Here is a 14,096-nt window from a genome sequence, read left to right as displayed (position 1 = left end):
TTTGGGAGCTTTCAATTGAAGAAAATAGTACTAATTTTAACCATAATTTCAAATATTATGATTGCAGATTTAGTTGACATTTATAGAAGTAAAGGTTTAGAAGCTGTAAAAATAGAACTTGAAAAACAACTAACAAAAAAAGAGTATTGGAATAACTATTTAAAAGATAAAAATGTAGATTTTGGATATTATGAATCAAAAAAATATCTTCTTTTTACCCAAAAAGATGCTAAAGAGATTGCTTTATATAAAATTGGTAAAAACAATTATGATTTAATTTTAAGAGATAGCGTAATTGTTGGAGAAAAAGAGGGGGACAAACAATCCGAAGGGGACTTGAGAACTCCAACAGGAGCATATGAATTAACTAAAAAATTAACTTCAGTTGATCAATTTTATGGACCTTTAGCTTTAGTAACTAATTACCCTAATACCTTTGATAAAACGCAAAATAAAAATGGTCATGGTATTTGGATTCATGGAATGCCATTAAATGAAGAAAGGGAAGAGTTTACAAAAGGATGTATCGCTTTAGATAATCCTAGGCTTGAAGAACTTGATGAAAGTTTTGACTATACTAAATCAATTTTGTTAATTTCTGATGAAAATTTAAAAAAAGTTTCAAAGGAGCAAATGAGTTTAATTTTAGCTTCTATTTACAAATGGAGAGAAGCTTGGAGGGAATCTGATTTAGAAGGGTATTTAAATTTTTACTCAGAAAACTTTAAAAGACATGATGGAATGGACATTAAACAATTTAAAGACTATAAAGAAAGAATCTTCTCAAAAAAAGAAGATAAAAAAATAGAGTTTAAAAATATTAATATTGTTCCTTATCCAAACTCTTTAAATAAACAGATGTTCAAAGTCCTAATGGATGAAGATTACAAAACTAAATATTATACATTTAATGGAAGAAAAGAACTTTATATAGAACTAAAAGACAATAAAATAAAAATCTTAGCTGAGGGGTAATCAAAAGCTAAGTACCCTTTGGATATAATCACGAACTTTAGAAACAATCACAACCATAATTTTAAGGCGAAAAATGCAAAATAAAGAGATGACTTTAGAAGAGTTAGCACTTGCTCACTCTTTGACACTTGAAGAATTAGATAACATTAAAGAGATTTTAGGAAGAGAACCAAATTATGTAGAAATTGGAATTTTTTCTGCAATGTGGTCTGAACACTGTTCTTATAAATCTAGTAAAAAATATTTAAATGGATTTCCAACAAAGGCTCCATGGGTTATTCAAGGGCCAGGTGAAAATGCTGGTGTTATTGATATTGGTGATGGATATGCAGCAGTATTTAAAATGGAATCACACAACCACCCTTCATTTATAGAACCATATCAAGGTGCTGCAACTGGTGTTGGTGGTATTATGAGAGACGTATTTACAATGGGTGCAAGACCAGTTGCTTCTATGAATTTAATCCAATTTGCAGGTATTGAAGGTGATAGTGAAACTGCACAAAAACACAGATTCCTTTTAAGAGGTGTTGTTGCAGGTATTGGTGGATATGGTAACTGCATGGGTGTTCCAACTATTGGTGGACAAACAAACTTTGAAGAGTGTTATGCTGGAAATAACCTTGTAAATGCTTTTAACTTAGGTATTGCAAAAGCTGATGAGATTTTCTACGGAAAAGCTGAAGGTATTGGAAACCCAGTTATGTATGTAGGTTCTAAAACTGGACGTGATGGACTTGGTGGAGCTGTAATGTCATCTGCTTCATTTGATGAAGATTCTGAATCAAAAAGACCAACAGTTCAAGTTGGAGATCCATTTACTGAAAAACTACTTTTAGAAGCTTGTTTAGAGCTATTTAAAGAGGATTTAATTATTGGTATCCAAGATATGGGTGCTGCAGGACTTACTTCATCTTCTTTTGAGATGGCAGGAAGATCTGGGTCTGGTATGATTATGCATTTAGATAAGGTTCCAGCAAGAGAAGAGGGGATGACTCCTTATGATTTCATGTTAAGTGAATCTCAAGAAAGAATGCTAATTTGTGCTAAAAAAGGTTGTGAACAAGCTATTATTGATATCTTTGAAAAATGGGAATTAGATGTAGCTGTAATTGGTGAAGTAACTGATACTGGAAATATGGAACTATTCTGGCATGGAGAAAAGTGTGCAGATATCCCTGTTCAACCAGTTTCAGAAGAAGCTCCGATTTTAGATAGACCTGTTGCAAAACCAGAGTACTTAGAAGGTATTGAAGATATTACTTTAGACAAAGATATCTCAAACCAAGAAGCATTTGAAGCATTAATTAGTGATATGGAAGTTGTTGATAAATCATGGGTTTATAATCAATATGATTCTATGGTACAAACAAACACTGTTAAGGGACCTGGAAAATTAGACGGTTCTGTTATTAGAATTAAAGAAACTGGAAAAGCTTTAGCAATGAGTGCTGATTGTAATACTAGACAATGTTATATTAACCCTGAACTAGGAGCTGCAGCAGCTGTAATGGAATCAGGAAGAAATGTAGCTATGACAGGTGCAGTTCCTAAAGCAATTACTGATTGTCTTAACTTTGGAAACCCACAAAACCCAGAAGTTATGTGGCAATTTGCTCAAGCTTGTGAAGGTATTAAATCAGCTTGTAAAGAGTTAAATACACCAGTTATTGGTGGAAATGTATCTTTATACAATGAAACAAATGGTGTTGGTGTTTTCCCAACTCCTGCAATTGCAATGGTTGGTGTAAATGAAGATGCAAACAAAGTTCTTCCATCAGCATTTAAGGAAGATGGGAATTTTGTATATTTATTAGGTGATACTAAATCAGAATTTGGTGCTTCTTTATATATGAAAAAATTCTATGGTAAAGTAGCTGGAACTCACCCTGAGGTAGATTTCTCAAAAGAATTAAATCTTTGGAATACAGTTATTGAAGCCAATAAACAAGATTTATTAGAGTCTGCAAAAGACGTAAATGTTGGTGGACTTGCAATTGCATTAGCAAAAATGGCTGTTGTAGGAAACAGGGGTGTTGATGCTAAAATAGATTTAGAAGATGAAAAAGATATTTTTTCTGAAACATTATCAAGAGCTTTAGTTGAAGTTGACCCTGAAAACTGTGAAAGCTTCGAAAGATTATGTGCAAATAGAAAAATCACTTGTACAAAACTTGGTATGATTGGTGGAGGAAAAATTTCTATCAATGATGTATATTTTGAATTAGATGCTGCAAAAGATATCTATTTTAATAAATTTAGACAAGTAATCGAACAAGATTTATAATAAAACTAGAGGTATTCCTCTAGTTTTAATAACTACAAACTCTATTTCTACCAAGCTTTTTTGCATCATATAAAGCTTTATCTGCTTTTTTTAATACATCATCAAAAGATTCATTTTTATTTTTAAAATTACTAACACCAAATGAAGCTGTAATATTTTTTACAGTTGGAAAAACTGCTTTTTCTATTGACTTTCTAATTTTATCTGCAACATTTTGGGCTATTTGTAAATCATTTGTATTCATTAATATTACAAACTCTTCACCTCCCCATCTAGCAAATAAATCTTTGTCTCTAATATTGTTAGAGACAACCTTTGCCAACTCTTTTAAAACTTCATCTCCTACATCATGTCCATAGGTATCATTTATCGATTTAAATTTGTCAATATCAATTATTGCTAAAGAATATTTTGAGAAAAGAGTTTTTTCTTTGATATTTTCTAAGAATCCTCTTCTATTCATTATTGAAGTTAAGGCATCAAAATAAGCTTTTTTGTGTAATGATTTATTACTATTTTTTAATTGGGTGTTTTTCTCTTTTAACATATTTAGTAAAATATTAAAAAACCTAGCTACTAAGCCAACTTCTGTACCCCTTTCTTCATGAACTTTTTTGCCCATATTACCAGTTTTCATAATTGTAACAATACTTTCAATTGTCTCTACCCAAGGAAGTTTAGCATTATGTTCACTTGTATTTAATCCTATAACTTCATGTTTCTTTCTAACTCTAAGTAAATTAAGTTTATAAAGGATAATAAATAAAATAAAACCTGTAATGATGGCAAATAAAAAGGCACTAAATACTCCTACAGTTTGTACTAAAATTAATTCTATTCTAGTCATTCCATCAGGAAGATTTGCGAAAATTCCAACTGCAATAGTACCCCAAGCACCTGCAAAACCATGTATACTAACCACACTTAAGGGATCATCAATTTTAAAATATCTTGTTAGGATTTCATTTGAATAGTGCATTATAAATGAAGATATAAATCCTACAATAGCACTTTGTGCAACTGTTAACTCATAACAACCTGCCGTAATCCCCACAAGACCTGCTAAGATTCCATAACTAAATATTTCTACATCAACTTTTGCTTTGTGAAAGAAAGTTATAATCCAAGCACCAAAGCCACCAAAAACAGCAGCTATTAGAGTGTTTAGAAGAATTGAAGTAACTTCGTAGTCAAATTTTAATAGGCTTCCTGCATTAAATCCAAACCAAGAGAAAAAAAGTATAAATACACCAAAAACTATAAAATTATGATTACTAGGAGCAAAATATTTCACTTTTCCATTTTTAAATTTACCAAGTCTTGGCCCTAAAACTATAGTTCCAATAAGTCCAATCCAAGCCCCAATTGAGTGAACAACTGTAGACCCAGCAAAATCTATAAAACCAAGCTTATTTAACCAGCCATTTTCATTCCATGCCCAATGTCCAAAAATAGGGTAAATAAGTGCAGAAACAATTATAGCAACTACAATATAGCCATTAAATTTTATTCTTTCTGCAACTGCTCCTGATACAATTGTAACTGCGGTGGCTGCAAACATTGCTTGGAAGAAAAATATTGCATTTTGTTCTAGGTCTTTACCATCTATTATAAAACTGTCAGTTCCAAATAGTCCTAAAGAATCAGTCCCAAACATTAATCCAAAACCAATAAACCAAAAAAAGATTATCCCAAAAACTGTGTCTATTAGGTTTTTCATAGCAACATTAATTGTGTTTTTTGATCTTACACTTCCAGTTTCAACTAAAGAAAAACCAAATTGCATTAAGAAAACCAAAAAAGCACTTAATAGAATCCAAATTAAGTCTAAGTTATTCATTACTTAGTCCTTTGTTTTATAATGACAATAATTTTATCACTAATATAACAAAAGAATATGCATACAGCTATATAAAAATCATACAATTATCTTTTTTTATTTAAAAAATAATTTTTTATATAACTATAGCCAAACACCATTTTTTATATAAAATACTATTGGATATAAACTTACAATTATCACATAAATAGTAGAAGATACAATAGAAATCTTATAATAATAGTTTTGTTTCTCTTTTATATCTAAAACTATATTTTTAAGAGCAGGGATAAAGCCATAAAAAGTTCCTAAAAATAAAAAGATATAAATAATATAACCTATGTAATTGTACTCTTTTTGAAGCATACAAAAAGGACAATGGTGAGTTGGCAATTCATAAATATAGGTTCCAAAAAACATAATCAAACTTAACAATGAGATAATTAAAAATAAAAGATTTAAAATCACATATAAAAAATCATTTTTTAGAAAGTATGATATTATAAGTAGTGTAAAAATTGAATAGAAAACTCCTAGAATCATACTATTATCAAAGGCATATAAAGAAGATAGATATGAGCCTGTTGAATTTGAATATAAAGTTCCACAACAAGAAACTAATTTATCAACTTCAATTGAAGAAAACATTGTTATTTCAATAATTGTTTCAACTAAAAATACTAAATAGATAAAAAGATAAAAACCAAACTTTAATCTTGTAAATTTCATATCTTTTGTTTCAATATCACTTTTGTGAATTATTAACCAAAAGCCAAATAAATAGATATTTATTAATTTAAATAAAAGTAGATAAATACCATAACTAGTAGCATCAACAACACCTGCTGCACACATGGCTCCAGTTAAAACATTTGATATTTTATCAAGAGTAAAAACGAAAAATAAAAAAAGAACTATTTTTGTAAAAAGTATATATTTGATTATTGTTGCAGTTAAATAGTTTTGTTTTTCTAAAGTATATTGTTTTTTAGAAGTTGAGTTGATATTCCATCCTAAAAAAATTTTAGTTGATAGAAAAAAAGCAATGGTACCAAATACTAAAAATATTATGTTTATAATAAGGATTGTTAAAACTTCAGGTGATAAAAGCATTATGCTAAGTCCTTGTTTAAAATTTCCCCATTTGATATCTCAATAACTCTATCAACAAAATCAAGCTCAAAAAAAAGTGGGTCATGGGTAGCAATAATAATTGTTTTACCATCATTTTTTAATTCTTTTATAATCTCTATAAAATGAAGTGACAACTCTTTATCTAAGTTTGCAGTTGGTTCATCTGCAATAATATATTTTGGACTATTTACTTGACTTCTTGCAATTGCTACTCTTTGTTGTTCTCCCCCTGAAAGGTTTTTTACAAGTTCATCTTTTTTGTGCTCAATCTTAAACTTCTTCATAACCTTTTCTAAAATCTCTTTTGTTTTCTTTGAGGGTAGATTTTCAGGAATTAGGGGAACTAATATATTCTCTTTTACACTTAATGTTGGTATTAAATTATATTTTTGGAATATAAAACCAATTTTTTCCCTTCTAAAAAGTGAGGCAAAGTTATCAGGAAGTTTAGAGATTCTATCATTATCAATAATAACTTCACCCGTTGTAGGTTTTGAAAGTCCAGCTAAACAAGAAAGAATTGTACTTTTACCACTTCCACTTGCCCCTTTTAAAACAAGTAGTTCCCCATCATCTATTTTTAAATTTACATTGTTTACTGCAATTATTTTATTGTTTTTATTTAGTTCAAAAACTTTTTTCAGATTTTTTATTTCTATCATCTTAAAACCTTGTCTGTCTCAATTGTTGCACTTCTCCATGAAGGTATTATTGTTGAAGCTATATAAATAGGTACAGTCAGGAAAAATATTAAAAATAAAGTATTATAATCAATTATAAAAGGCAACTCAAAATCTGTTTTTAATTCAGAATATCCAGTGAATATGTTATTTAGTAATGGTGCGTTAAAAATATATACGAAACTTAAAGCTGTTAAAATACCAATTATATATCCTAAAAAAGAGATAATAAAACTCTCATAAAACTTCTCTTTTAAGACATCTTCAATTTTCCAACCTAAAGCTTTTAAAACACCAATCTCTCTTTTCTCTTCTGAACTCATTCCACTTGCTTTGTCATAAACAATAATAAAAAATGTAAATATTGAAACAACAAATAATGCTAAAAATATTCCACTTTTATAATCAAAGATGTTTTGATATGATATCTCTAAATCTTTATTTGTAATAACCCTTGCATCAGGAAATATTATCTGGATTTTTGAGGCAACTGTTGGTATCTCTTCAGGGTTTGCAACCTTTACAACAATATCAGTAATCTTATCCTCTTCCATTCCAAAAATCTCTAATGCAATTTGTTTTGGAAGTAAAATTGTATCATTTGATTCTAAGTTTGTAGAAGCTTTAAAAACACCTCCAATATTTACTTTTTTGAAAGTCCCATCTGGTTTGATAAAGTTAAAATATTCTTTATAATAGTTCTCCTCTAAGGCTTTTTTAACTCCTTCTCCAACTATCATAGAGTTTTCATCTAAAGCTTTTGTAAAATCATTTGTTTTAGTTGCTTTAACTAAAGTTTGTTTATATTGATTTTCAAATTCATCTATACCAATTATTGAAAAGTTTGTACCCATGTTTGCAAAATAATAGTATCCCCATACTCTAGGGATTGCATCACTAACTCCTGCAATATTTAAAATTTCATCCACATCACTTAAATTCATATCATAATGTCTTCCTGCTTTTAATTTTTGAATAGTTATTTGAGGAAGGGTTCTTAGTGTTGAGTTTAGTTCATGTTTTATTGAATTTGAAATAAAAAATATTGAGGCTAAAAGTGAAGTTAAAAAAATAAGAACCATTAAAATAAATATATTTTTAAATTTTTGTCTAAGTAAAGAATTTATTGCAAACTCTATCAAATATAGATTTATTTTACTTTTCATTTAAAACCTTTGAGGGGGTATTATTTAAAATATGTGAATGAGAATATGTATATGTAGATGGGAAGTATTCCCTTAATTCTGGGCTCTCTTTTAATAAAGAAAATGTATCACTTAATGTTCTATGTCTAATATACATTGCCTCTGTTGATATAGCTAAATCTGGCAAGGCAGTAACTTTTAGAAAAGCTTTTTTTTCATTTAACTCTTTTTTGTCTATTGATTCATTCATATTTAGATAGACAATCAAAATTAGTACTGAACTAATTAAAAAAATTGTGATACCAATAAAATACTTACTTTTTTTATTCATCTAATTTATAAACTTCATTTTCAATAATTTTATCAAAGCTAACGATTTTTGTTCCATCATGATCATTTTTAAATATTTTTGCATCATTTTCGCTAATAAAAGGAATTAATTCATTTCCCATTGGACCATAAACATCAGAACCAATTACATAAAATGCTTTAATTCCATCAATAGCTTCTTGAGAGTAATAATCTGTAACTAAAATTTTACTAATCATATCTTTAGAAACAGGATATTCTCCCCATTTCTTTGGATTAAAGTAAAATTTCATCATATCTTTTACCCCATCAAATGAAAATTTATGTTCGTGATCGCCATGTTTATAAAATATTTGTGCAGCCCATCTTGGATATTTTGCAACAAACATACCACATACAGGACATTTTTCTCTCTCTTCAACTTCTACTTTATTTTTGATTGAATCTAAATCCCCAAATCTTTTAACATCCCATAAGTATAAAGAGACTGCTTGTAGTTTTTTTTCATCTAATCTTTTGCAAAGTTTATTATTTTTTATATCTGCTTTAAGTTCATTTATCTCTATATAATCTGTTGGGTCAATATCTTGATTACATAGTTTTTCAAATATTTTTTTACCCATTGGATAAATCTTTTTTATTTTTTTATTTTTTGTATTTTTATCATCTTCTTTTAGTGAATTTTGAGCTTCTTTCAATGCTTCAGCAAAACTTGCAATTTTTCCACCATATTGTTTTATAAACTCTTTAGCATCAAGCTCTTTTTCAAAGGCAAGTTTACTAGTCATACTCATTGTACCTTTAACCTTACTACCAATTACATAAAAAGCTTTTTTTGCATCTATTAGTTTTTCATGTTTTGCATCAATTACTTTGATGTTGTTCTCATCTATCCCATACTCTTCTTTATCTTTTGCTAAACATCTAATAGAACAATATTGTCTAGGAGTTCCATTTTCTAATGTTGAAGTATGAGATGTTTTGTAAAATTTTTTTATATTCATTCCACAAACGGGACACCAGTGTTTTTCTTCACCTTTTTGAACTAAAATTGGCTCATTGCTAGCTTCTTTAGAGAATGTTTCTGCATTTAAATAATTTCCAAAAAAAAGCATTAAAATTAATAGATATTTTAACAAAGTAAATCCTTTTTTAAAAAATTTATGAATAATAACAGTTAATAGTTAAATTACAGTTAATTAACAGTAATTTAACACCTAAAGAGTAAGATTCTTTAAATATATATTTCAGGAGAAGAGGATGAATAAAATTTTCAAATTGTCACTTTTAGCTATTGTATCTTTTACACTTGCATTTGCTGAAGGTAATATGGATAAAAAGCCAAAAAAAATGATGTATCAAGCAGTACCTATGGATAAAGCAACAATTGTCCAAGAGGGTAAAACAAAAAATTACTGTCCAGTATGTGGAATGACATTACCACTGTTTTATAAAACAAATCACGCCGCAAAACATGAAGGACACACTAAACAATATTGTTCAATCCATTGTATGGTTGAAGATAAAGAATTAAATGGTGCAAAATTAAGTGATGAAAAAGTTGTTGATAATAAAACTTTAAAATTTATAGAGGCAAAAGATGCTACTTATGTTGTAGGTAGTTCTAAACCTGGAACTATGAGTATGACTAGTAAGTATGGATTTGCAAATGAAGCAGATGCTATAGCTTTTCAAAAAGCAAATGGTGGTGAGATAAAAAAATATGATGAAGTTTATGAGTTAGTTGCTAAAGGGATGGAAAAAGAAAAAGCAATGATTTTAAAAAGACAAGCAAAAGCTGCAAAAATGGGTGAAAAAATTTACAATAAAATGTGTAAAAAAATTGATGTAAAATTTGATTCTGTAGCCCAAGCTAAAGCCTATATTACTGAAAATAAAACTTGTGGTGAGATGAAAGGGAAACCTTTACAACAAGTTGGTCTTTACCTAGGAAGAAGATAAAACATTCGGAGATTGACTTTCAATCTCCCCTTTTTGGAAAACTTACAAAAGCCTTTATTAAATAAACTTTAAGTATAATCCGCGAAAACTAAGGGCACTTCTAAAAATTATTATGTTCATAGCTTTAAAATACTTTTTTCTATGCAAGGAAATACTTTTAGTACTACTGCAGTAATACGTAAAGTAGTGACGATGCATAGAAAAAAGTATATAAAGCCCATAGGGAAGAATTATTTGATATCTCTTTTTTTAGAAAAATTTTTGAATTAGCTAGCTAGTACTTCAATTTTTTCTAAAAAAATAAATCACCAAATTTTTTCTTCTATGAAGTATAAGAATTTTTAGAATTGCCCAAAAAAACAACAATCAAAAGGTAAATCTTAATGAGAGCATTAATTAGCGTTAGCGACAAAAGTGGAGTTGAAAACTTTGCTAAAGAGTTAGTATCTTTAGGATATGAAATTATTTCAACTGGTGGTACTTACAATAAACTAAAAGAAGCTGGAATTGCAGTTATTGAAGCAAATGAAGTAACAAAATTTCCAGAGTGTTTTGAAGGTAGAGTTAAAACTTTAAACCCATATATCCATGGTGGTATTCTTCATAGAAGAGACAAAGAATCTCACCTTGACCAAGCAAAAGAGTTAGGTGTAGAAGGGATTGATTTAGTATGTGTAAACCTTTATCCATTTAAAGCAACAATTGAAAAAACAGATGATTTTGAAGAGATTATTGAAAACATTGATATTGGTGGACCAGCAATGGTTAGATCTGCAGCTAAAAACTTTGATTCAGTAATTATAGTAACGGATGTTGCTGATTATGATGTAGTTTTAAATAATCTTAAAAATGATACTAATACAGTAGAATTTAGAAGAGATATGATGATTAAAGCATATGAGCATACAGCTGCATATGACTCTATGATTGCAAACTATATGAACAAAAGATTCAATGGTGGAATGGGTGCAAAACAATTTATCGTTGGTGAGAAAGTATTTGATACTAGATATGGTGAAAACCCACACCAAAAAGGTGCATTATACGAATTTGATAAACATTTATCAGACAAATTCATCACTGTAAAAGGTGAAGCATCATTTAACAATATGGGTGATATTAGTGGAGCTGCTAAAATTGCTGCAAATTTTGGTGATGATAACGCTGTATGTATTGTAAAACATGGAAATCCTTGTGGATTTGCTATTAAAGATACATTATTTGAATCTTATACTGAAGCATTGAAATGTGACCCTGTTTCTGCCTTTGGTGGTGTTGTTGCAGTAAATGGTGTAGTTGACGGTGAATTAGCTAAAAAAATGAATGAAATCTTCTTAGAAGTTGTATTCGCGGCTGATTTTACAGAAGATGCAATTGAAGAGTTTAATAAGAAAAAGAGATTAAAACTATTCAAACAAGGTACACAAAAATTAGATCTTGCAAATGACCCATTTAATTTTAAAATTGTTGATGGTGGATTTGTATACCAAGATTCTGATGTAGTAGGTGAGGATGAAGTTAAAAATGCAGAACTTAAAACTACAAGAGAAGCAAGAGAACAAGAGAAAAAAGATATGGAAATTGCTGTTAAAGTAGCAGCTGGAACAAAATCTAACTGTGTTGTTTATGTAAAAGATTCTGCAGTTGTTGCTATTGGTATGGGTATGACTTCAAGAGTTGATGCAGCTAAAGCAGCACTTAGAAAAGCAGAAGACATGGGAATTGATGTAAGTGGTTCAGTACTTGCTTCTGAAGCATTCTTTCCATTTAGAGATTCAATTGACGCAGCAGCAGAGGCTGGTGTAAAATGTGTAATTGAACCAGGTGGGTCTGTTAGAGATGATGAGGTTATTGACGCAGCAAATGAGCATGGAATGGCGTTATACTTTACAGGTGTTAGACACTTTTTACACTAAAAAGATGATTTAAATAATCATCTTTTTTTATAAATAAGCGTTGGAGAAAAATAGTGTTAAAGTCATTTACTTTAGTAAACTCCTCCAACACTATTTTCCTCCGCCTTAATTTCTTTCAAAATCTAATCATTTAAATCACTTTTTTACAAGTTAAGAAATTGCAAGTATTTAAAAACTAATACTTATAGTATTGACTTTATTAAATATTTTAACTATACTAATAGTATTTAAAAATAGATACTAAGGTTTAAATATGTTTTCTCCATTTCCTTATGACAAGATTTCAGATAGTAAGTGTTTCTTTGGTAGAGAAAAAGAGCTTAAAGAGTTAGAAAAAGTTGTAAAGTATTCAAATAACATTTTAATTCATTCAAAAAGAAGAATGGGTAAAAGTTCACTTATTAGTAATTTTATAGAAAATCATAAAAAACAGTATATATGTATTTATGTGGATATTTTTGAAATGACTTCAAAAGAGGATTTTGCCTACTTACTTTTAAAAGCTTTATCAAATAGTCAAGAAAGTGATTTAAAGTCTGCCATTAAAACTTTAACATCTTTATTTAAAAGGGTTAGAGTTGAACCTACAATTGACCCAACAACATTAAAATATAGTATAAAACCAGTTATTGCAACTCTTAGTTTTGAGCAAATGATGGAGGATTTTTTCAATTCCTTAAATGAATTATCTAAAACAAAACAGATAATTTTAGCAATAGATGAATTTCAACAAATAGCTACAATTAAAGATGTAAAATTAGATGCTTATTTAAGAAGTTATATACAAAATAGAGAAAATATATCATATGTCTTTTTAGGTTCAAAAAGACATCTTTTAACATCATTATTTGAATATAAAGCACCACTTTATGAATTGGCAAATCATTTTGAATTACAAGCTTTAGATACTAAAAATATTTTTGATTACTCAAAGGATTATCTGGATATTTCTGAAGAACTTGTAGGTTATATATTTGAAAAAGCAAATGGAGAAACAAAGTTGATTCAAAATATATTACACCTATTGTATGTTTATAGAGTAGAAAATATAGATAAAGAGAAAATAGAAGAGATTTTAAGTGAAATTATTGCTTCTAAAGAAGCTAGTTTTAGAATTATTTTTGATACTTTAAACAACAATCAAAAAATTGCATTAAAAATTGTTGGGAAGTATAAAAATGGTTTCTTTGTAAATGATATTTTAAATAAATATAATATCAAAAAACAAACACTTCAATCTTCTGTAAAAACATTATTTGACAAAGAATTAATTGATAAAGAGAGTGATAAATATTTTATTCCCGATAGAACTTTAGAACTTTGGATAGAATCATTATAAAAAAATCATCTTGATGTTTGTGGAACACATAAAGCTTTTATTGAAATTATACCCATTTTAGATACAATTGTTAACATCAACTATAAAAAATTATTTGCTAAAAGGATAAAAATGAATATTGCTTTAGTTGCCCACGATAATTTAAAACTTGATTTAATAGATTGGGCAATGTTCAATAAAGGAACTTTGCAAAAACATGTGATTTATGCAACAGGTACTACGGGAAAACTTTTACAAGAAAAAGGTTTTGGAATTCATAGATTAAAATCGGGTCCTTTAGGTGGAGATCAACAAATAGGAGCTATGATAGCTGAAGGAAAGATTGATATTTTATTTTTCTTTGTTGACCCAATGGCAGCTCAACCCCATGAACCAGATATTACAGCTCTTAGAAGAATATGCGATACCTATAGAATCCCAATTGCAACAAATAGACAAACAGCTGATTTTATTATTTCATCACCATTATTTGATGGATACATTCATGAAATGCCAGATTGGTCTAAATATCAAAATAGAAAAGTATAAGA

Annotated in this window: 12 protein-coding genes; 6 read left to right on the top strand and 6 right to left on the bottom strand. The window is 28.7% G+C overall.

The annotated features are described in order from the left end of the window. The first annotated feature begins 15 nt into the window (after positions 1-15). The gene (locus FDK22_RS11715) at positions 16-975 is read left to right on the top strand and encodes a L,D-transpeptidase family protein (protein WP_228711708.1); all 960 of its coding nucleotides are present in this window, start codon (positions 16-18) and stop codon (positions 973-975) included. Positions 976-1,048: 73 nt separating this feature from the next. Then, a complete protein-coding gene (gene purL, locus FDK22_RS11710; protein WP_138153160.1) occupies positions 1,049-3,262 on the top strand; it encodes a phosphoribosylformylglycinamidine synthase subunit PurL in 2,214 nt (737 codons plus the stop codon). A 25-nt stretch (positions 3,263-3,287) separates the two neighbouring features. Here purL and amt read toward each other — a convergent pair whose 3' ends face one another. The 6 genes from amt to FDK22_RS11680 all read right to left on the bottom strand — a co-directional run bounded on the left by amt (position 3,288) and on the right by FDK22_RS11680 (position 9,488). Then, positions 3,288-5,102, bottom strand: coding sequence for an ammonium transporter (amt, locus tag FDK22_RS11705; RefSeq protein ID WP_138153159.1), 1,815 nt, complete (start codon positions 5,100-5,102; stop codon positions 3,288-3,290). Between the two features lie 123 nt (positions 5,103-5,225). Beyond that, positions 5,226-6,194: a hypothetical protein gene (locus tag FDK22_RS11700; RefSeq protein WP_138153158.1), complete on the bottom strand. Its 969-nt coding sequence runs from the start codon at positions 6,192-6,194 to the stop codon at positions 5,226-5,228. Continuing rightward, positions 6,194-6,877: an ABC transporter ATP-binding protein gene (locus FDK22_RS11695; RefSeq protein ID WP_138153157.1), complete on the bottom strand. Its 684-nt coding sequence runs from the start codon at positions 6,875-6,877 to the stop codon at positions 6,194-6,196. The genes FDK22_RS11700 and FDK22_RS11695 overlap by 1 nt, the downstream gene beginning before the upstream one ends. After that, positions 6,874-8,061 carry an ABC transporter permease gene (locus tag FDK22_RS11690; RefSeq protein WP_138153156.1) on the bottom strand — a complete coding sequence of 396 codons (1,188 nt, stop codon included), beginning with the start codon at positions 8,059-8,061 and terminating at the stop codon, positions 6,874-6,876. Before FDK22_RS11690 ends, FDK22_RS11695 begins: the two co-directional genes overlap by 4 nt. Next, a complete protein-coding gene (locus FDK22_RS11685; RefSeq protein WP_138153155.1) occupies positions 8,051-8,371 on the bottom strand; it encodes a hypothetical protein in 321 nt (106 codons plus the stop codon). Before FDK22_RS11685 ends, FDK22_RS11690 begins: the two co-directional genes overlap by 11 nt. Next, the gene (locus FDK22_RS11680) at positions 8,364-9,488 is read right to left on the bottom strand and encodes a nitrous oxide reductase accessory protein NosL (protein WP_228711707.1); all 1,125 of its coding nucleotides are present in this window, start codon (positions 9,486-9,488) and stop codon (positions 8,364-8,366) included. The genes FDK22_RS11685 and FDK22_RS11680 overlap by 8 nt, the downstream gene beginning before the upstream one ends. 121 nt (positions 9,489-9,609) lie before the next feature. On the opposite strand from FDK22_RS11680, the gene FDK22_RS11675 reads away from it, so the two are divergent. From FDK22_RS11675 to FDK22_RS11660, 4 genes are all read left to right on the top strand, one after another. Next, positions 9,610-10,311, top strand: coding sequence for a nitrous oxide reductase accessory protein NosL (locus FDK22_RS11675; RefSeq protein ID WP_138153154.1), 702 nt, complete (start codon positions 9,610-9,612; stop codon positions 10,309-10,311). 383 nt (positions 10,312-10,694) lie between these two features. Next, positions 10,695-12,227, top strand: coding sequence for a bifunctional phosphoribosylaminoimidazolecarboxamide formyltransferase/IMP cyclohydrolase (gene purH, locus FDK22_RS11670; protein ID WP_138153153.1), 1,533 nt, complete (start codon positions 10,695-10,697; stop codon positions 12,225-12,227). A gap of 253 nt (positions 12,228-12,480) precedes the next feature. Further along, positions 12,481-13,566 carry an AAA family ATPase gene (locus FDK22_RS11665; protein ID WP_138153152.1) on the top strand — a complete coding sequence of 362 codons (1,086 nt, stop codon included), beginning with the start codon at positions 12,481-12,483 and terminating at the stop codon, positions 13,564-13,566. Positions 13,567-13,677: 111 nt separating this feature from the next. Then, the gene (locus tag FDK22_RS11660) at positions 13,678-14,094 is read left to right on the top strand and encodes a methylglyoxal synthase (protein ID WP_138153151.1); all 417 of its coding nucleotides are present in this window, start codon (positions 13,678-13,680) and stop codon (positions 14,092-14,094) included. Positions 14,095-14,096 lie beyond the last annotated feature (2 nt).

This window comes from Arcobacter arenosus (assembly GCF_005771535.1).
Lineage (GTDB): Bacteria > Campylobacterota > Campylobacteria > Campylobacterales > Arcobacteraceae > Halarcobacter > Halarcobacter arenosus.
This window is presented reverse-complemented; position numbering and strand designations above follow the sequence as displayed.

Coding starts and splice junctions, on each gene's coding strand:
- purL (WP_138153160.1), top strand. CDS start 1,049: ATGCAAAATAAAGAGATGACTTTAGAAGAGTTAGCACTTGCTCACTCT.
- amt (WP_138153159.1), bottom strand. CDS start 5,102: ATGAATAACTTAGACTTAATTTGGATTCTATTAAGTGCTTTTTTGGTT.
- FDK22_RS11700 (WP_138153158.1), bottom strand. CDS start 6,194: ATGCTTTTATCACCTGAAGTTTTAACAATCCTTATTATAAACATAATA.
- FDK22_RS11695 (WP_138153157.1), bottom strand. CDS start 6,877: ATGATAGAAATAAAAAATCTGAAAAAAGTTTTTGAACTAAATAAAAAC.
- FDK22_RS11690 (WP_138153156.1), bottom strand. CDS start 8,061: ATGAAAAGTAAAATAAATCTATATTTGATAGAGTTTGCAATAAATTCT.
- FDK22_RS11685 (WP_138153155.1), bottom strand. CDS start 8,371: ATGAATAAAAAAAGTAAGTATTTTATTGGTATCACAATTTTTTTAATT.
- FDK22_RS11675 (WP_138153154.1), top strand. CDS start 9,610: ATGAATAAAATTTTCAAATTGTCACTTTTAGCTATTGTATCTTTTACA.
- purH (WP_138153153.1), top strand. CDS start 10,695: ATGAGAGCATTAATTAGCGTTAGCGACAAAAGTGGAGTTGAAAACTTT.
- FDK22_RS11665 (WP_138153152.1), top strand. CDS start 12,481: ATGTTTTCTCCATTTCCTTATGACAAGATTTCAGATAGTAAGTGTTTC.
- FDK22_RS11660 (WP_138153151.1), top strand. CDS start 13,678: ATGAATATTGCTTTAGTTGCCCACGATAATTTAAAACTTGATTTAATA.